We start from the raw sequence: 18,030 nt of genomic DNA, 5'->3' as shown, positions 1-18,030 counted from the left end.
AATATTCCCTTTATTTTTACCTGTTAACTGGCGCTGGCCAGTGTTGCGCGGGCAGACAGAAAACGATTGTATTTTGGCTGCCGGTTCACAGCGCCAGAACCAGACGGTATGATGTAACCATGCGTTAATTTTCTTATTGATAGCATCATGACTCCCGCACAAATTCTCGCCACTGCCCGCCCATATTCACTATTTCTTAGTCGTTTACTGGATAATCATTTACTTGATCAGGATAAGCTTTATCCATGGCTGCAACGGCGTCTGACAGCAGATGATTTTCATGATTTTGCTGATTGGACGCAATTACAGCTTAGCGAAAATGAGGCCGAACTGGCACGGCAGTTACGCCTGCTGCGTCGTTATGTAATGGCACATATTATGGCGCGGGATTTGGCGCGCGTGAGTGATTTGGCTGAAGTTACCACCACCATTACCCATCTGGCTGATTTTGCTATCAATGTTGCCGAGCAGTATGCGCATGCCTATTATGCAGGCCTGTATGGCGAACCGATTGGTGATCACAGTGCCATGCCACAGCGCCTCAGTGTAGTGGGTATGGGCAAGATGGGTGGTTATGAACTGAATGTTTCTTCTGATATTGATTTGATTTTTGTTTTTCCCGAAGCTGGTGACACCAATGGCAAACGACAGAAAAGCAATCAGGAATTTTTTACCAAAGTTGGTCAGAAAATCATCGCTCTGTTAAATGATATTACTGGCGACGGGCAAGTTTTTCGCGTTGACATGCGGCTGCGTCCTGATGGTGATGCCGGAGCACTGGTGATTAATGAAACGGCACTGGAACAGTATCTGATTCAGCACGGGCGGGAATGGGAGCGCTATGCATGGACAAAAGCGCGCCTGATTACTGATTATCCGAATAATATAGCCGCACTGGTACGGCCGTTTGTGTACCGTAAATATCTGGATTTTAATGCCTACGATGCCATGCGCAGCCTGCATCAGCAGATTCAGCGCGAAGTTACCCGTAAGGGCATGGCCGATAATATCAAACTTGGCGCTGGCGGCATCCGCGAAGTGGAATTTGTCGCACAGATTTTCCAGTTGATACGTGGCGGACAAGTACGCAGCCTGCAACTGAAAGGTACACAGGAAACCCTGCAAACACTGTTACAGCAAGGCATGCTGCAACAGGATAACGTGGATACCTTGCTGCAAGCCTACCATTTTCTGCGTGATACCGAGCACCGCTTACAATACTGGGATGACCAGCAAACCCAGATGCTGCCCACAGGCGCAGAACAACAGCAAATGCTGGCACAGAGTATGGATTATGATGATTATGCCGATTATCTGGCTGCACTGAATCAGCACAGAGAGGACGTAAATCAGATTTTTAATGCCATATTTCTTGATCCGGACGATAAAGCCAAGCCGCAAAACCCGGATATGGTACGCGTATGGCAGGATGAAAGCGACTGTGAAGAAAAAACAGCCCTGCTGGCAACGTACGGATTTGATGCTAAAAAGGTAGTGCCGCGTCTGCAACAGCTACATCATGGCAGCCAGTACCGACAGCTATCGCCCGCAGCGCAACAGCGTTTTGATGAAATGATACCATCCGTACTTAGTGTGGCGGCCAAATATCCCCAGCCCGATGCCACCTTAACCCGCTTACTGGATTTTCTTGAGGCCATAGGCCGGCGCAGCTCCTATCTGGCTTTTATGCATGAGCACCCAGAAACGCTGGAAAAACTGGCCGGACTGATGAGCCAGAGTAGCTGGGTGGCTACCTATTTACAACAGCATCCGGTGTTGCTGGATGAACTGCTCAGTAATGAATTAATGCGCATAGATACCGATTGGGCAGCACATGCACAGGAACTGGTACGTTTACTTGATGACTGCCATGGGGATGTTGAAACACAAATGGATGTGTTGCGCCGGTTTCAGCATGCGTGGACTTTCCGTCTGGCTGTGCAGGATTTGGCGGGTTTGTGGACGGTGGAAGCATTATCTGACCAGCTTTCTGCACTGGCCGATTTAATCATTGAAAACGCACTGGCAAGAGTGTGGGCACAATTGCCGCGCCGGCACACTGATACTCCTCATTTTGCCGTGATTGGCTATGGCAAACTGGGTGGCAAAGAGCTAGGCTATACCTCTGATTTGGATCTGGTTTATATTTTTGCCGATGACCACCCGGATGCTATCGATATCTATACCCGTCTGGCACGCCGTTTGACTAGCTGGCTTACTGTACCTACTGGTGCTGGTATGCTCTATGATATTGATTTACGCCTGCGCCCGAACGGCGATTCAGGTTTTACTGTTACTCATATACAGGCATTTGAACGCTATCAACGCGAAAGTGCATGGATATGGGAGCATCAGGCCTTAACCCGGGCGCGTTTTATTGGCGGAGACGGAGCAGTGGGTACCCGCTTTGATGCAGTGCGTAACGAAATCTTGTGCCGCCAGCGTGATATTGATGAGTTGCGCACTGAAATCATTGCCATGCGCGAAAAAATGTTTTCTACTCATCCGCCCGTAGACAGTAATGTGAAATATGCCCGTGGTGGCGTCGTGGATGTCGAATTCATCGTGCAGTATCTGATACTGGCCTACGCACATCAGTACCCGCAGTTATTACAGAATTACGGCAATATCGCCTTGCTCAGCATCGCAGCCGAACTAGGGCTGGTAGACAGCAGTCTGGCCGAAGGCAGTCGTATTGCCTACCGCTATTATCGTCAGCAACAGCATAATACCCGCCTGCGCGATGCCGTCACTCCCCTCATAGATGCCACTTTACTGGCGCATTATCAGGTAGTGAAGCAGCTATGGACACAAGTATTTGCCGCTGCGCCGACTGAATGAGTATTTCTCTGCATCTGCCCAAACAATACTGACAGACATAAAATCCTTATTCCTCAGCAGAATTACTCCATTGTGCTGCTTGAAATAAACAAAGCAGACAGCGTACAATCAAAGGCCGCACTACCTTTTCAAACTGGTCTACCGTAGTGAACCAACTGATATTTGACTTTGATGATCGCAGCTATCCCGGATTTGATAAATTTCTTGGCCATACCAATGCAGAATTGATTTACGTATTACAGCAGCAGGCCGACCCGTTTATTTTTGTCTGGGGGGAGGCCGGCAGCGGTAAAAGCCATTTGCTCAAAGCATGGGTGGCACAGGCGCAGTCGCGCGGGCTGAAAGCTGAATATGTTGATGCCGCCAGAGAAGGCCTTGGCTACTGGCTGTTTGACCTCGACTGCGTTGCCGTAGACCAGATTGAATTACTTAGTGCCACCGAGCAGCAGCAACTATTTTCTCTTTTCAACCATTTTCGTAATAGCCGTCACGGTAATTTACTTCTGAGCTCAGCCATTCCGCCCCAGCAGCTCATGATTCGTGAAGATTTACGTACACGCATGGCCTTTTGTCTGGTGTACGAAATCAAGCCATTAAGCGATGATGAAAAATTCAATGCTCTGGTAGGCATGGCACATGCGCGGCAGATACCAGTGGATGCCGAAGTTATCCGCTACCTGCTTGCTCACTGGCGGCGCGATCTGGACAGTCTGCTTCTGATGCTCAATACCCTGAATGACTACTCACTGGCGCAGGGACGACGCATCACTCTCACATTACTGCGCCAGCTACTCAAACAACAGGAACATGCATGAATCTGGCTATTTTTGACCTTGATAACACTCTGATTAATTGTGATTCGGATAATGAATGGCCGAAATATCTGCTGCAAAAAGGATTGGTAGACCAATCAATTGTCGATATGAAAAACGACAAGTTCTATCAGGATTACCTTAATGGCTGTTTGGATATAGATGAATTTCTGCAATTTCAGCTTGCCCCACTGGCACGTTTCAGCCGTGCCGAACTGGATGAAATGCATGCCGAATACATGCGCGACTTTATCGTACCGCATATTTCTACCATGGCGAAAATGCTGGTACAGGGGCATCGTGATGCCGGCGATGAAATGTTGCTGTTATCCGCCACCAATGAATTTATTATCGCCCCGATTGCAAAAACATTTGGTATTCAGAATATTATCGGGGTACAGTTAGAAACGGATGCAGCAGGTAATTACACCGGACGCTATATTGGCACGCCCAGCTTTAAAGAGGGCAAAGTTACCCGCTTGCAACAATGGCTGGCACAGCGCGGGCAGCGGCTGAGCGATTTTACCAAAGTGTATTTCTACAGTGATTCGCACAACGATCTGCCACTACTGAAAGAAGTAACCGACCCAGTGGCCGTTAATCCTGATGAAAAACTGGCGCTATATGCGCGCCGCCATGGTTGGCCGATACTCAATTTCATGTAAAGGATGCAGCATGAGCGCAACAGAAAAAATGCAGATTGTCGATTATAACGACCGCTATCAGTCTGCTTTTCGGGATTTAAATGCAGCATGGATAGCCAAATACTTTGAAATGGAAGACAGCGATTATCAGCTACTGGATAATCCCAGACAGGCCATTATTGAAAAAGGTGGCTACATACTGGTTGCACTGGATAATGGAAAGCCCGTAGGCGTATGCGCGCTGGTAAAATTGGATGGTGATCCCTACGATTTTGAATTGGCCAAATTGGCTGTGGCACCAGAAGCTCAGGGCAAGCACATTGGTTCACAGCTAATAGAGGCTGTGATAGCCAAAGCGCGAGAGCAGGGCGCGAAAAAACTGTATATAGAAAGCCATACCAGCCTGAAACCGGCCATTCATCTGTACCAGAAAGCTGGCTTTAAAGAAATCACCGGTCATCCCAGCTCATTTAACCGAGTGAATATCCAGATGGAACTAGTCCTGTAATATTCGGAACATAGCTGCATAAATAGTTGTGAATCACGCCGGTATGCGGCAAAAAAGCCAGTATATCTGTCAAACGGATACACTGGCTGCTTTTTAGCCTGAATGCATTATTGTTTTATGGTACTCGCATGATATAGGCTAATAGCAAGTGCATGTTGCCTGATTTCGGCCATACAGTACCACAATCCTCCTAGCAGCATATTTATTCAAATTGCCAGAAAAATTCAGCATTTCTGCCATACTTGCCGTAGCCATTATCAAAAGATTGAAATTAAACATCCAGTTGTATATCACATCGCAATCATCGTGTTGGCATTTTAAATAAACTATTTTAAAGTATTAACAATTGATGTTTTATGCAAATAATAAAGATTTATGATTACTTTGGCTCAAGGCACTATTTTAAATAATAAGCAGATGTGCGAATTATTTCTCTGTTCACCACAAGGTGGGATGCGTAAATCAAATAAAACAAACACATTAGTGCTCATTACTAATCATCTCGAATCTGTATATAACGATGTATGGGAAGATGATATTTTACATTACACTGGTATGGGGCAATCGGGTAATCAGTCTTAGGAATTTGCCCAAAATAAAACTTTAGCTAATATTGAGAATAATGGTGTGCAAGTACACTATTTTGAAGTATTAAAAGAACATGAATATACATATATAGGTGAAATGCTCAAAGCTGGTGAGCCTTATATTGCTCAACAATTAGATGTGAGTAACCAATGGCGCCAAGTTTATATTTTTCCACTGCGATTGAAGCAAGGTGGCTTACCCGTTGAAATGATAAACCATCATGAAAGTGATAAATTATCAGCATTAAAGCGCTTATCAGATAAAAGACTAGTAGCTAGGATTCAATAACAAACGCAAGAATTTAAATAGGCTAATAAAATAACAGTGAAAACACCGCGCTATCGGCGCAGTATGGAGTTAGTAGAATATGTAAAGCGCCAAGCTCAAGGTTATTGTGACTTATGTGAACAGCCTGCACCTTTTGCTAATAAAGACCAACAACCTTATTTGGAATGTCATCATGTAATATGGCTATCGCAAAACGGCGCAGATTCATTAGATAATATAGTAGCCCTATGTCCTAATTGCCATCGAAAGATGCATATTGTGCAAGATGAAAATGATATTAAGAAATTAACTGCAATTGCCCGCAATCGTCAGCACTTATTAAATACAAATTTCTAATTCTGGAAAAAATTTGTTTGTAGAATAAACAAGCAATATATATCAACTAAATTATCAAAAAATATTTTAGGAAAACCAATTATATTTATTGATTTAATTTTCCCAATATGGCGTTGAATAACATTAAGTATTCAAGCTCTTGGTGAGTGAATGCCACTAAATAAGTAATATATTCAGCTTATTCCTTACCGTTTAATTTAATAAACGACAATACATAATTTTTATGTTTTATTCCCTCTATTTTTTGCTTTAATGATGTAAATTTTTTAAAGTCAGATTTTGTATTTATAGTTTAAGGTTGATAGTGTTTTGTTAATGCGTTAGACTTTCAATCATAATACGCAGTTTTTATTTTTATTATGTCTAATTTAGCTATTAATAAGAAATTAAATTCCCCCAGCACCAGAATTGATTCCATTGATTTCATTCGTGCAATAAGTTTTTTGATGATTGTTGCAAGTCATTTTGTTGGCGAGTTGTCTCAAAATGGTGTTGATTATCCTTACTTCCATAAATATTATTTGGGTGGGATTGGTGTTGCTTTTTTTATTATTACATCAGGTGCTTCACTATACATCTCAACAAAAAATAAATTTGATTTAAAAATTTATATAAAAAAGAGAATTGCGAATATTTATCCCTATTTCTGGATTTGTTATATTTTTGTTGCTGTTTTTTTATTTTTGTCATTCTCAACTGTTTGTCTAGGAAATGACCCTGTTAGATTACTAATAACATTTTTAGCTTTAGATGGATACTTAAATTCAACCGTTCCAAATACTTATTATTTAATTGGAGAATGGTTCACAGGCTTTATACTTCTTGTATATATATTATTTCCGTTCGTTTTTTGGTTAAAAAATAAAAATATTTATATTGCTACCACGATCATTATTATTTCATCTTTTATTGCCATTCAAAATACTCCTTACATAATTGAGCATTTTTTTCTGTGGAATAAAGATCCATTTTGGAACCCTATCTCCAGACTACCAGAAATTTTACTAGGCACGATGGTTATTGATCTATTATTATTGAAAAACAAAACAGCAAATTTCTTTGTGGCATTTGTAGCATTACTATATATCGTAATTGTTATTACATTTATTGAAAATCACTACATGGCATATAACATGTGGGGAATTAGTATGTGGGCAATGACTTATGTCATAATTTCTTGTTTGTATGAAAATATAACAATCCCAAACGCAGTTAAAAAAATCATATTATTTTTATCAGAATATTCATTTGTGGCGTTTTTGCTACATCATCAATTAATAGGTTACCTGGTATCAAAGATACAGTTTCATGAATTCAATAGATTTCAGTTTTTTTATTTCTATGTTGTGATTGTTTTTCTTTGTTATGTTTTAGCTTATTTAATAAAGCCTATTGGAGATAAATTAAAGGCAAAAATTCTGAAATTTTAAATACTCGCTCTCAACAGAGCTGTATTCTATTCGTTTTATTTGGTTATTGGCTTACCTTTTTTATCCGCAACAGTTGATCATCGCCAAAATATTAGATAGTGCCTACCTCTATCATTTTATCATTTTGGTAATATTGTTATTCATATTGTTCAGGTGATACTCAGCCATTGGCTAAATGACGGCGTATTCGACTATAATAGATTTCAATATATTCAAATAGTGCTTTATTAGCCAGCTTCCTAGTTTTATAGTAACAGTCATGAATAATATGTGTTTTTGTAACCACATCCTAAAATAGTACAGCAGGAAAGTAGAAAATTCTCTATGATAAAAGTAAAAGAGGATTTACTCATGAAAAGATGACTGAACACCAAGTTGTATCGATATTAAAAGAAGCTGAAGCAGGCATTTCTGTTAAAGAGCTTTGCCGTAAATACGATATGGGAAACTCTACTTTTTATAAATGGCAAGAAAAATATGGCAGTATGGAAAGTTCATATATAAAACGCTTAAAATAACTCGAGTCTGAAAATCGCAAGTTTAAACAGATGTTTGCTAAGTTAAGTTTAAAATCAAAGCTTTAGAAAGAAATTATAAAAAGCGCTAATGCTCACTCAGGTACGTTAAACTTGGGCAAGGGTTGGTGCTGTTTTACATCGAATTGTAACTGTAATATCTTCTGTAATTTAAAGAATATCCTTTATAGTTAAATGATTATAATCAACTAAATCATTTTTATGCGTACCTGCAACGATTAATATAGGACACTTCACAACGGCAGATATCAATCTTAACTTACTTGCTTCAGTAAAGATTTTAAGTTCGGCATAATATGGCTATTCCCACAATAGTAGTAGGCAAACTATCACAACTAAAAGTAATCTTTTGAGCACATGCCCCTAAAAGAAATAATACGAATAAGAGCGTTATTTTTCATAATTTTTACGGCCTCATCGTAAATACGAAATTATTTATATTGGCGGTTGTATATATAAATCTGTGATTTATATTAACTGTTTATGAATTAAGTCTGAGCAGGCTAATTTCTGTTGTAATTCGGTTTTGTTATAGCACCAGTATGGCTCGAAAATCGTTGATATTGGTGCGGGTGGGGGCGGTCAGCAGTAGTTGTTCTGTTGAGGCAAAGAAGTCGTAAGCACGGTGTTGCTGGAGCATAGTAGTAGCGCACAGTCCGGCCTGCTGTGCTTTGAGCAGGCTGTCTGGGGTAAGCCATGCGCCGGCGTTGTCTTCGCTGCCATCAATGCCGTCGGTGTCTGCGGCCAGGGCGTATATGTTATCGGCACCATTCAGGGCAATAGCCAGTGCCAGCAGAAATTCGCTGTTACGGCCGCCGCATCCCTGTTGCTGATTCAGGGTAACGGTGGTTTCTCCGCCACTGAGAATTAACAGTGGTTTGCTGTTCTGGCGCTGATGACGCTGAAACAGGGCAATTCCGGCCATGACCTGAGCAACTTCCCGTGCCTCGCCACCAATACGGTCGCCCAGATAAAGTACATCGATGTTTTGATTTTGTGCCCAGTTTTGCGCGGCGCTGAAAGCCTGATGCGGGGTAATGATGATATGTGCACTACTGTTGGGGAGTTGTTTAGGTGTTTCTGCTTTGGCCGTGTGCAAATAGGTGGTGACGCTGGCAGGCAGGTTAAGCTGATACTGGTTTACGATATGTTCAATGTCGGCCAGTGTGGTTGGATCAGCTACTGCGGCGCCGGAACCGATGGTGCTGATATCGTCGCCGACTACATCGGAAATGGCCAGTGTGGTGATGTGTGCTGGCGCAGCAGCTTCTGCCAGCCGACCACCCTTGATGCGCGACAGATGTTTGCGCAGGGTATTCATGGCTTCTATGGGGACGCCGTGGCTGAGCAACTGGCGGTTGATGCATTGTTTGTCGGCCAGTGTGATACCCGCTACCGGCAGGGTAGTCAGGGCTGAGGCACCACCTGATACCAGATAATATACCTGATCATCTGCATTTAACCCGCTTACAGCATTGAGTAAGGCCTGAGCGGCTGCCTGTCCCGCAGAGTCCGGCAGGGGGTGGCTGGCTTCCAGTACTTTGATATGCTTTGTTGGTACGCTATGGCCGTAACGGGTAACAACCACGCCGGATAGTGGCGGATAATCCTGTGGCCAGATTCTTTCCCATTCAGCGGCCATGGCTGCTGCTGCTTTGCCTGCCCCCACGACAACTACCCGTCCACGGGGTTTTTGTGCTGGCAGCCACGCGCTCATTTTATTAGTCGGGCTGGCTTCTTTGACGGTGTAATGAAACAGTTGCTGCAAAAAGCTGATGGCGTTGGTGTGGTTGAGCATGCAGTTTCCCCTATGGCTGTTTGGCTGAATTTTAGTGGTTTTGGTCGGTTGCAAATTTCATGGCCAGAAAGTCGATAAAGCTGCGTACTTTGGCACTGAGAAATTCGCGGTTCATATAGGCGGCATACAGGGTATGGCTTTGGGGACAGGCGAAGTGGTCAACGGCTTGTAAGCGCTGGTGTTCGATATCTTCTTTTATCATCCATTCGGGCAGGTAGGCCAGTCCCATATGGTTGAGTGCCATCTGATGTAATAGCAGGGCGCTGTTGCTGGTGCAAGCAGGCATAAGGGGCAAATCAAGATGGACATACTGTGGTAACAGGCCATAGTGCTGTTTCAGATCGGCTATGGTGTGCGGTATTCCGTGCTGGTGCAGATATTGCGGGCTGGCTACCCATAAAAAATCAATTTTGGTAATGGGTTTGACAATCAGGTTTGGTTCGGGATGATTGGTAACGCGCAGTGCCAGATCGATGCCTTCGGCCACTAAATCCGTACGCCGGCTGTCAAGATAGATGGATAAACTTACATTCGGATATTGCCGTTGGTATTCGGCCATCAGTTCGCCGAAATGATGTGAGGCACACCAGTTGGGAGCGGTAATTTTAAGCACCCCCTGTGGTTTGACTGTACCAGCCTGAGCAATGTGTTTGGCTTCGGTAAGCGTATCAAGTGCTTCTACACAGCGGTGATAGTATTCTTGCCCGGCTTCGGTAAGGCTGATGCGGCGGCTGGTGCGGTTGAGTAGTTTGGCCTGGATGCTTTTTTCCAGATGATGCAGGTGCTTGCTGGCCATTGCAGTGGAAATATCCATGAATTCAGCTGCTTTGGTAAAGCTGCCTAATTCTACTACATTACGGAAAACCCACATGCTTTGTAATGTGTCCATTTATGTTTCTTTACAGGAAATAATTATTCTATAAAAATGATATCGTTTCTCAATGGTAAATTCAATACACTACCGTCCGTTTTCTTTTTTATGGACAAAGAGAAGGGATTACCATGATTAATGCACAAAAAATTTATGCTAAGGGTGCTGGCTATGCACTAGGTTTACTGCGTCTGGTTACAGGGTTTTTGTATATTCAGCATGCCACGGCGAAATTCTGGCAATGGCCACTATCGATGACTGATGGACATGGTGCGGTGCCGTTATTCTCGATGATGGGGGCGGCAGGTGTGTTGGAGTTAATTGGTGGTGTTTTATTGTTACTTGGTCTGTTTGTGCGGCCTACGGCTTTTATTCTCTGTGGCCAGATGGCAGTGGCGTACCTGTTTATTCATATGCCGTCTGCCGGTATCCATACTTTGCTTATGCCACAATTGAATAAGGGAGAGATGGCGGTATTATACTGCTTTATTTTTCTGTATCTGTCTGTGGCAGGTGGTGGCTGTTTGGCACTGGATAACCGGCGTAAATAATTTTTAGATTGGCATCGGTAATTGATTTTCGGGTGGATATAGGAGCAGGTATGTAACTGACATACCTGCTGGAACTGTGCTTTTAGACAAAAAGATCGGCCGGGTAGGCGCAGTGCTGGTGGAGTTATGTCGGTTTTGAAAAAACTGTCAGGTATTGGTGATGGTTTTATATTAATTATGGGTAATTATTCTGTGTTTATCAGCGGTGTGATTTTGATATTGATGAAATTAAAGTAACTCTAAATTTATAATTTATGCTAAAAATAATATCCATATTGCATTGTAATGCTTTGGTTGAAAATAATGGTTTAGCTTACATTGTTGTTTGTTGCTTAATAAAATAATTCGAATTTTAATCTTATATTAAAAGGATGATAAGGATAAAAAAATCGAATGAATATGCAATTAAATTATTTTTGTGTATTTGGTTGTGCTGATGATTATAAATTTTATTATTTTTACCAGTAAATTCGGCTATGAATCTGTAAATTGCTGATATCTGTATTGTTGCGACAATTAAAATATGCCTAATGCTGAGTAAAAATAATAAAGCCAGATGTGCAGTATGTACAAAAATAGATTCTGATATTTGTAATTTGCGCGGATGTTATAGAAAGTTAAGTAGCCAATGTGGGTATAGATTATTTATTTATCTTAATTTAATTCATCAGTCCCGAACAGATTAAGCCCGATATAAAGTTTTCAGAGTGCTTGTGCCTATGTTAAAAAAATATGCTGGTTCTACACTCTGAAAACTCTGGTTGGTGATGTAATTTAATCAAAACGGCGGGTATAACGGATTTCACCACCAGCTGATTCGGTACCTACATGTATGATGCTTTGCAGGGCGCGGCTGATCTGGTAGGTAATGCTAACTGTCTGGGTGGCACTTTCAATACCATACAGATAGCTGATATACAGGTTGTTGGTCAGATGTTTACCGATGGTAATGGCTTGTTCTGCCGGATTCATTTCGCCTGTCTGGCTGTTGCGGGTTTGCTGGCTGGTGATACCGACTTCGTCAAGCAGGCCGAGTTTGTCGTTCAGGCCACCGGCCAGCCAGGCGCTGGCGGCGGCAGCAATGGCTGCTTCGTCGCCGGCACTGCCGCTGCTGGGGCGGTTCAGTATCAGCCATGACAGTTTGTCTTTTTCGCTCATGGGTTCGTTGGCTATGAGGTTAATACGCGGGCTGTCGAGGCGACCCAGTGCTTCAACGCCGGCACCTACCTGTGAATAACGGCGTTTGGCACGAATTTTCAGGTTGGGATTATCCATCGGGCCGACAAAGGAGATGGTGCTGCCATGCTGAATGACCAGATACTGACCATAAGCTTTGTACTGGCCGCGAACTACGTTTACGGTACCGACAATCTGGATGGTGCTGCCGGGGTTGGCGGTGGCGGTAAGCTGACCGCCAAGCAGGACGTCTATGCCTTCGCCGCTGAAGCGGAAGGCGTTATTCATGTCTAAATCGAGGTTGAGACGGACGGGGGTAGCACGCTGCTGTTTGGCTGTTTTTTCGCGACCGAGTACGACAACGTCGTCGTCCAGTTGGGGCATACCAGATTTCTGCATGCCAAAGAGGCCTTTATCTACTTTGAGTTTGCCATTTAAAACGATGCCATGGGCAATGGTATAGAGTAGTTGGGCGTCACCGCTGAGGGTGAGGCGGCGGTTTATTTGGTCGAGGATGTTGTAATGGTCAAGGTGGGCGGTAACGTTGATATCAGGTGTGAGTTTGGTCATGTCAACAACGCCGTTAAGTTTGATGGTGCCATCGCGGCGGGCAAAGCTGAGGCTGTCAATTAGCCAGCGCCGTCCCTGAAAATGGCTTCTGAGGCTGCCGTTTTCGAGGATGGTACCGTTGGCCTGATCGCGGTAGTAAAGGTTGTCGCCGATGAGGTTGCCATTGAGCAGGGGTTCATTCAGGTGGCCGCTGATGGTGGCATCAGCATGCATATTGCCTTTAAGCTGCATGCCGATGGGCAGCAGGTTGCGGGTGGTGCTGAGGTCGGGGCTGTCGATTTTGATGTGTCCGCTGATGGGTGCGGTGCTGATTTTGCCGCTGTTAGGGGTAATAACCAGTACGGCATCGGTAGTGCCATAACGGGTAAGGCCGTTCAGGTGGTTATTGATATGGGTATTCTGAAACTGGGTATCCAGCCGTACGTTTTGTAAGCCAAGTTTTTGCTGGTGCTGGGGCAGGGTGATGTCGCCGCCCTGTTGATAGAGTTTCAGATAGCCTTGCATATTGTGGCTATAGCTGAAGTTCCAGTCGCCACCTATGACCAGATTCTGTTGGACGGGTAATTCGATGACGTTGTGCAGTTCGCGCAAGGCCAGATTGCTGGCAGTTCCCCGGGTAGTCAGGCCTTTGTTTTTGTCCCAGTTGAGAGTGTTCAGGTTAAGGTTGCCACCCAGTGCTGCCCAATGTGCATTCTGCATGTTTACGCGCTGGGTTCCGGCTTCGAGCTGGATGGGGCTGAGCAGCTTCAGATTGAGGACGCCGCTGATATCCAGAGCGTTAACCCGTCCACGCCACTGGTAGTTTTTATCCAGACCGCCATGAGCATTGATATTCAGGTGATAGGGCTTACCATCCAGAGACAGATTGCTGCTGCCCTGTAATTGATGCTGGCTGCCGCGGCCATTGATTTTGATGTCGGTGTTGTTGATTACGGTGGGTTTGCTGCCATCACTGCCGGCGATGTTGATGTGGTCGGCAATCATGTTTACCAGCAGGGGCTGATTGATGTCTGGAGAACCAATGATTTTGAAATCCAGTTGATTGATGTTGAGTAGCTGACCGATTTGCAGGTTGCGTGCTGCGCCGTTTAAATTGGCCGTGATTTTTTTCGGTTCGCCGGCAATAAAGCCTTTGGTGTTGAGCAGGCCTTTCATGCCAAAGCCGAATAGTCCCAGATTGGGTGCATTGATGTCGAGATTAAGCTTGTCGCTGGCTTTGCCGAAGCTGCCATTGGTGACAATCCGGTTCTGACCGGCAATAAGGTTGATGTTGGCCTGTTCCAGATGCTGGTTGCGGTAACGGATGGTGGCTTTGCCAGAAAGTGCTGCACCGGAAAGTATGCTGTTATGCCATAGCATGTCTGCCTGAATGGCTGGTTGTTGTGCCAGTTGACCGTTAATTTTAATGTGGCCGTTAATGCTGCCGTTGGGAAAGCTGGCATTGACTTTGGCTGGATTGAAGTTGTTGCTGTTGATGATAAGTTGTAAAGCTTTGTTCTGATACAGTGCCAGACTGCCTTTGGCTGTGAAGCTGCCACCGCCATTTGGTGTCAGGTTCAGTTTGTCGAGTATCAGGGTTTGCTGATGTTTCTGTTCATCGGTAATAATCTGGATGGCACCGTCGCTATTGCCTTTTTCGCTGGCCAGCAGCCATTGAGTGGTTAAACCATTAAAGTTGCCGAAAACGCGAATATGGCCATTGAGTGAGCCTGATAGCGGTGTGGTGAGCGCATCACCGGCGTAGATGCGTAACAATTCGCTGTTGATGTCGAGCTGTCTGGCTGTGCTGTCGATACTGCCACGGGTGATGATTTGTCCCTGTTGCAGCAGGCGTGTGGTTAGGGCAGGTAATATTAGTTTGCCATTACTGTCGATATTGATGTCACCGTCGATGCTGCGAATGGGTAGCCCAGTGATTTTGGCACCATTATAGGCACGGGGTTGTTCATTGCCGAGTTTGATATGACCCGTAAGCTGGTTTTTGCTGTCATTGACTGGCGCCAGATTCAGGTCCAGATTGAGATTGAGGTCGGCAAAGGGTAGGCTGTTGCTAAAAGCTGCCGGATTAAGATGGCGGCTTTGCAGGTTGATGCTGACGATTTTGTGGTTTAGTTGCAGAGCATAGGGTTTGAGGATGGCATGGGTACGAAAGTGGATATTGCCACCATCCAGACGGGCAAAGAGGTCGGGCTGTTGTAGGCTGCCCTTGATGAGGGCTGCACTTTCAACTGCGGTTTTATCAAGGGTGCCGTTGCCGTTAAGTCGTCCGCTCAGGGCAAACGGTGTCTGGGTAGCGATGCTTACTGTGCCCTGAAGGTTTTGCCACGGGGTATTCAGCTCATTGAGGACAAGCTGGTGTTTGCGATGATCATAAATATAGCTGGCCTGACTGGCGAGTATAATCGGCGTTTGATTTTTGCCAAGGGTAAAGCCGCCAAGCTGAAGCTTATCAATATTAATCTGTAGTGGCAGGCTGATGCTGTTGGGCAAGGTGGAAATAGGTTTGTGCTTGGATTGGGGTACGCTGTGATTGATATAGTTGATTTTACCTATGTCCAGTAGCTGTACATGGAGGCGTCGTTGCCATAGTTCGCGGTGGTTCCAGTTGAACTGAATTTTAGCAATAGATAAGTCAAAATCGCGATGGCTGACGCGAATGTCGTTGCCGGCAAAACCACGCCAGATGGTGCCTGTCAGCTTGTCCGTACTGATATGCACGCCAAACCATTTTGGGATGGTATGAACGCTGAAACGTAAACCTGATTCGGTACCAGCCAGCCAGCATAATATGGCGATGATCAGGATGAGTAAACCAAGCAGGGAATACAGGCTGGCTTTCAGCCGGTTTTTCCAGCGTGGTTTGCGTGGCGGTACGGGCGCAGTAGTGGTGGCTGATGATTCGCCTGAATTGAGTGTGGTTTCAGTCATTAGAATTTGGTTCCCAAACTGATAGACCAGCGCCATTTTTTATCATGATGGCCATAGGCAATGTCAAATGCAAATGGGGCGACAGGGCTAAACCAGCGTACGCCGAAACCGCTACCATGACGCCATTGCATATCACTGAAATTTTTTGAGACAGAACCGGCATCGTGAAACAGAGCCAGTGCAAAATCTTTATACACGGGAATCTGGTATTCAACGCTGGCTACAGCCAGTGTGCGGTCGGGTAAAACTGAGTTTTGTGAGCTGTTGATACCGATGCTGTCCATTTCATAGCCGCGTACGCTGTTGGCACCACCGGCGCGAAACATTAGGATAGAGGGTACATTCACTGTATCACCGGTATGTACATAGCCAATTTGGCTGCGCAATACCCAAGTGCCGTATTTTTTGTTTTCTGGCGTGAAATAGTAGCCGCCACTGGCAGTTACCCGCTGCATGGATGCTGATGACAGCAGTTTACCCATGGTGGTGCCGATTTTACCTTCCAGATAATAGCCATTGGCCGGACGCAGCTGAGTTTCGATATTCTGCCGTTTCCACGAGGCGGTAAGCATGGTGGCGTAGTTGTGCCCGAGGTCAGGGCCGTTTTCAATTTTGCTGCTTTCGGTAACATACTCAACGCCAACACGGGAGTCTATTCCGTCCCGGTCGCGTACTTTCCAGAAACCGCTGGATAAGGCGCGGCTTTGAAGGTGTTGTACGGTAGAGTAGGTATAGTTGAGATTGCTGGTCCAGTAGTGGCCGCGGTTATTACGTGGCTGGCTCAGGCCGATGCCGAAAGTGGTTTCGTAACGGTCGGTATCGAACAGGGTGGAGCCAACAAAGCCTTTATGAAAAACATTATAGTGGTCATAGCCACCGCGGAAACCCGGGCCGTTTTTGGTATCGTAGCGTAAACCAAAGGTGAGTTTCTGGCGCTGCATTTCGCTTACTTTTACCAGCACTGGCACATGGTCGTTTTCCATATGATCAAAGTCTGCGCTGACAACAGCATTGCCGTAATGACTATCCTGTTCCAGTGCCTGCTGATAGTCGAGCAATTTATCCAGATCATAGGGTGAACCCGGGCTGAAACTGGCCATGCCGGTAATGACGGTAACGGGATAACGCTCATTACCGCTAACTTGAATATCACCAAAATAGATGGGCTGTTTGCTGTCTACCGTGAGCGACAGTTCGGCCTGATTTCTTTGCGGGTCAATGGTAGCCCGGCTGGCACTGATGGTTGCCAGTGGGTATTTTTTGCGCACTATGGCGGTAAGTACGGATGATTTACTTGCCGACCAGTTGCTCTGGGTAAATGGGTCACCTACTGGCAGTACCCAGTTGTCAATGGCGCTTTTGTAGTAATTGGTCAAACTGTCATCAGCAGTAACATTACCAGTCAGGGAAATATCCACATTTTCAATGTGGGTACGGGGGCCAGTTTCGATATGGATAATGTAGCCATTGGCCTGTTTTTCCACATTTACTCTGGCATTGAAATAGCCTTCGGTTTCAAGCATGGTTTGTGTCTGTTCCGGTGCTTCTTCGGCCAGAAAGCTGAGTTGTTCGTCATCCAGGTCTTCAATTAGTTGTTGGGTAATCAGTGGCAAATGGTCATTAATCAGTTTGTGTAGAGTTGCATTATCTATATCAATGATGATGGGAACCCGCGGCGTTTTCGGTGGCTGGATTTTTTTTTCTTCACGATGTTCTCGGCCATGCAGCAGTCTGTGCAGCAATCCGGTTTTAGGTGGTGGAATATCGTCATCTATATCATCACTATCCGCTGGCAGGCTGGCTGCCCATACCAGCGAGGTAAGGGAAGACAGTAACGTGCTCAATAGCAACCAGTGCAAGCGTTTCTGCGTGAAGTATGCCAAGATTGATCCTGAATGGTTATAAAGTTGTTACTTTTAAAAGGATAAAATATATGTCAGGTGGGTGTAGCAAAGTTATTTTGTTATTGTAGCGCGAAAATAGTTGCTAAACCTATATCTGAAACGGTGCTATTTGCAGATTAGAGTAAAATATATTTGTAAATTTGTATTAAAAGGTTTGATATGGTTAATGGATATCAGAGTCATGCCGGTTTGGACGCTGGGCTGACTATTTTGTAGAATGCTGGTTTTGTGGTGATCTGGGCAGGGATG

13 protein-coding genes and 2 pseudogenes are annotated in these 18,030 nt (G+C 44.8%); 9 read left to right on the top strand and 6 right to left on the bottom strand.

Annotated features, from left to right (window positions below):
* Positions 1–23: 23 nt before the first annotated feature.
* Positions 24–149, bottom strand: a complete 126-nt coding sequence (locus MJ764_RS11425; RefSeq protein WP_275415238.1) for a hypothetical protein — start codon at positions 147–149, stop codon at positions 24–26.
* Here MJ764_RS11425 and glnE point away from each other — a divergent pair.
* From glnE to MJ764_RS03925, 7 genes are all read left to right on the top strand, one after another.
* Complete coding sequence (glnE, locus tag MJ764_RS03955) at positions 148–2,841, top strand: bifunctional [glutamate--ammonia ligase]-adenylyl-L-tyrosine phosphorylase/[glutamate--ammonia-ligase] adenylyltransferase (protein ID WP_239324825.1); 2,694 nt, start codon at positions 148–150, stop codon at positions 2,839–2,841. The genes MJ764_RS11425 and glnE overlap by 2 nt on opposite strands.
* 146 nt (positions 2,842–2,987) lie before the next feature.
* Positions 2,988–3,656 (top strand): DnaA regulatory inactivator Hda, encoded by a 669-nt coding sequence (gene hda, locus MJ764_RS03950; protein ID WP_239324824.1) that lies wholly within the window; start codon positions 2,988–2,990, stop codon positions 3,654–3,656.
* Positions 3,653–4,318 carry a histidinol-phosphatase gene (locus MJ764_RS03945; RefSeq protein ID WP_239324823.1) on the top strand — a complete coding sequence of 222 codons (666 nt, stop codon included), beginning with the start codon at positions 3,653–3,655 and terminating at the stop codon, positions 4,316–4,318. The genes hda and MJ764_RS03945 overlap by 4 nt, the downstream gene beginning before the upstream one ends.
* Before the next feature lie 10 nt (positions 4,319–4,328).
* The gene (locus MJ764_RS03940) at positions 4,329–4,805 is read left to right on the top strand and encodes a GNAT family N-acetyltransferase (protein WP_239324822.1); all 477 of its coding nucleotides are present in this window, start codon (positions 4,329–4,331) and stop codon (positions 4,803–4,805) included.
* A 627-nt stretch (positions 4,806–5,432) separates the two neighbouring features.
* Positions 5,433–5,681 carry a hypothetical protein gene (locus tag MJ764_RS03935; protein WP_239324821.1) on the top strand — a complete coding sequence of 83 codons (249 nt, stop codon included), beginning with the start codon at positions 5,433–5,435 and terminating at the stop codon, positions 5,679–5,681.
* 63 nt (positions 5,682–5,744) lie between these two features.
* A complete protein-coding gene (locus MJ764_RS03930; RefSeq protein WP_239324820.1) occupies positions 5,745–6,017 on the top strand; it encodes an HNH endonuclease in 273 nt (90 codons plus the stop codon).
* Between the two features lie 359 nt (positions 6,018–6,376).
* Complete coding sequence (locus tag MJ764_RS03925; protein WP_239324819.1) at positions 6,377–7,447, top strand: acyltransferase family protein; 1,071 nt, start codon at positions 6,377–6,379, stop codon at positions 7,445–7,447.
* 163 nt (positions 7,448–7,610) lie between these two features.
* Here the strand turns inward: MJ764_RS03925 and MJ764_RS11590 are convergent.
* Positions 7,611–7,724, bottom strand: a pseudogene (locus tag MJ764_RS11590) (IS3 family transposase); the annotation flags it as partial.
* Between the two features lie 82 nt (positions 7,725–7,806).
* Between MJ764_RS11590 and MJ764_RS03920 the strand changes: the two are divergent.
* A pseudogene (locus tag MJ764_RS03920) lies at positions 7,807–8,028 on the top strand (transposase); the annotation flags it as partial.
* A 484-nt stretch (positions 8,029–8,512) separates the two neighbouring features.
* Here the strand turns inward: MJ764_RS03920 and MJ764_RS03915 are convergent.
* Both MJ764_RS03915 and MJ764_RS03910 read right to left on the bottom strand, forming a co-directional pair.
* Positions 8,513–9,781, bottom strand: a complete 1,269-nt coding sequence (locus MJ764_RS03915) for a glycerate kinase type-2 family protein (protein WP_239324816.1) — start codon at positions 9,779–9,781, stop codon at positions 8,513–8,515.
* A 31-nt stretch (positions 9,782–9,812) separates the two neighbouring features.
* On the bottom strand, positions 9,813–10,670 hold the full coding sequence (locus MJ764_RS03910) for a LysR family transcriptional regulator (protein WP_239324814.1): 858 nt from the start codon (positions 10,668–10,670) through the stop codon (positions 9,813–9,815).
* A gap of 113 nt (positions 10,671–10,783) precedes the next feature.
* Here MJ764_RS03910 and MJ764_RS03905 point away from each other — a divergent pair, with 113 nt between their 5' ends.
* Complete coding sequence (locus MJ764_RS03905) at positions 10,784–11,203, top strand: DoxX family protein (RefSeq protein WP_239324812.1); 420 nt, start codon at positions 10,784–10,786, stop codon at positions 11,201–11,203.
* A 774-nt stretch (positions 11,204–11,977) separates the two neighbouring features.
* On the opposite strand, the gene MJ764_RS03900 is transcribed toward MJ764_RS03905, so the two are convergent.
* Entirely contained in the window at positions 11,978–15,877 is a 3,900-nt protein-coding gene (locus MJ764_RS03900; RefSeq protein WP_239324810.1) for a translocation/assembly module TamB domain-containing protein, read from the bottom strand.
* Positions 15,877–17,760 (bottom strand): autotransporter assembly complex protein TamA, encoded by a 1,884-nt coding sequence (locus MJ764_RS03895; protein WP_239324808.1) that lies wholly within the window; start codon positions 17,758–17,760, stop codon positions 15,877–15,879. The genes MJ764_RS03900 and MJ764_RS03895 overlap by 1 nt, the downstream gene beginning before the upstream one ends.
* Positions 17,761–18,030 lie beyond the last annotated feature (270 nt).

The sequence above is a fragment of the Snodgrassella gandavensis genome, from assembly GCF_914768025.1.
GTDB classification, from domain to species: Bacteria; Pseudomonadota; Gammaproteobacteria; order Burkholderiales; family Neisseriaceae; genus Snodgrassella; species Snodgrassella gandavensis.
This window is presented reverse-complemented; position numbering and strand designations above follow the sequence as displayed.

What these genes read in the sequence shown, in the direction of transcription:
- glnE (WP_239324825.1), top strand. Translation starts at nt 148, where the DNA reads ATGACTCCCGCACAAATTCTCGCCACTGCCCGCCCATATTCACTATTT.
- MJ764_RS11425 (WP_275415238.1), bottom strand. Translation starts at nt 149, where the DNA reads ATGATGCTATCAATAAGAAAATTAACGCATGGTTACATCATACCGTCT.
- MJ764_RS03945 (WP_239324823.1), top strand. Translation starts at nt 3,653, where the DNA reads ATGAATCTGGCTATTTTTGACCTTGATAACACTCTGATTAATTGTGAT.
- MJ764_RS03940 (WP_239324822.1), top strand. Translation starts at nt 4,329, where the DNA reads ATGAGCGCAACAGAAAAAATGCAGATTGTCGATTATAACGACCGCTAT.
- MJ764_RS03930 (WP_239324820.1), top strand. Translation starts at nt 5,745, where the DNA reads ATGGAGTTAGTAGAATATGTAAAGCGCCAAGCTCAAGGTTATTGTGAC.
- MJ764_RS03925 (WP_239324819.1), top strand. Translation starts at nt 6,377, where the DNA reads ATGTCTAATTTAGCTATTAATAAGAAATTAAATTCCCCCAGCACCAGA.
- MJ764_RS03915 (WP_239324816.1), bottom strand. Translation starts at nt 9,781, where the DNA reads ATGCTCAACCACACCAACGCCATCAGCTTTTTGCAGCAACTGTTTCAT.
- MJ764_RS03910 (WP_239324814.1), bottom strand. Translation starts at nt 10,670, where the DNA reads ATGGACACATTACAAAGCATGTGGGTTTTCCGTAATGTAGTAGAATTA.
- MJ764_RS03905 (WP_239324812.1), top strand. Translation starts at nt 10,784, where the DNA reads ATGATTAATGCACAAAAAATTTATGCTAAGGGTGCTGGCTATGCACTA.
- MJ764_RS03900 (WP_239324810.1), bottom strand. Translation starts at nt 15,877, where the DNA reads ATGACTGAAACCACACTCAATTCAGGCGAATCATCAGCCACCACTACT.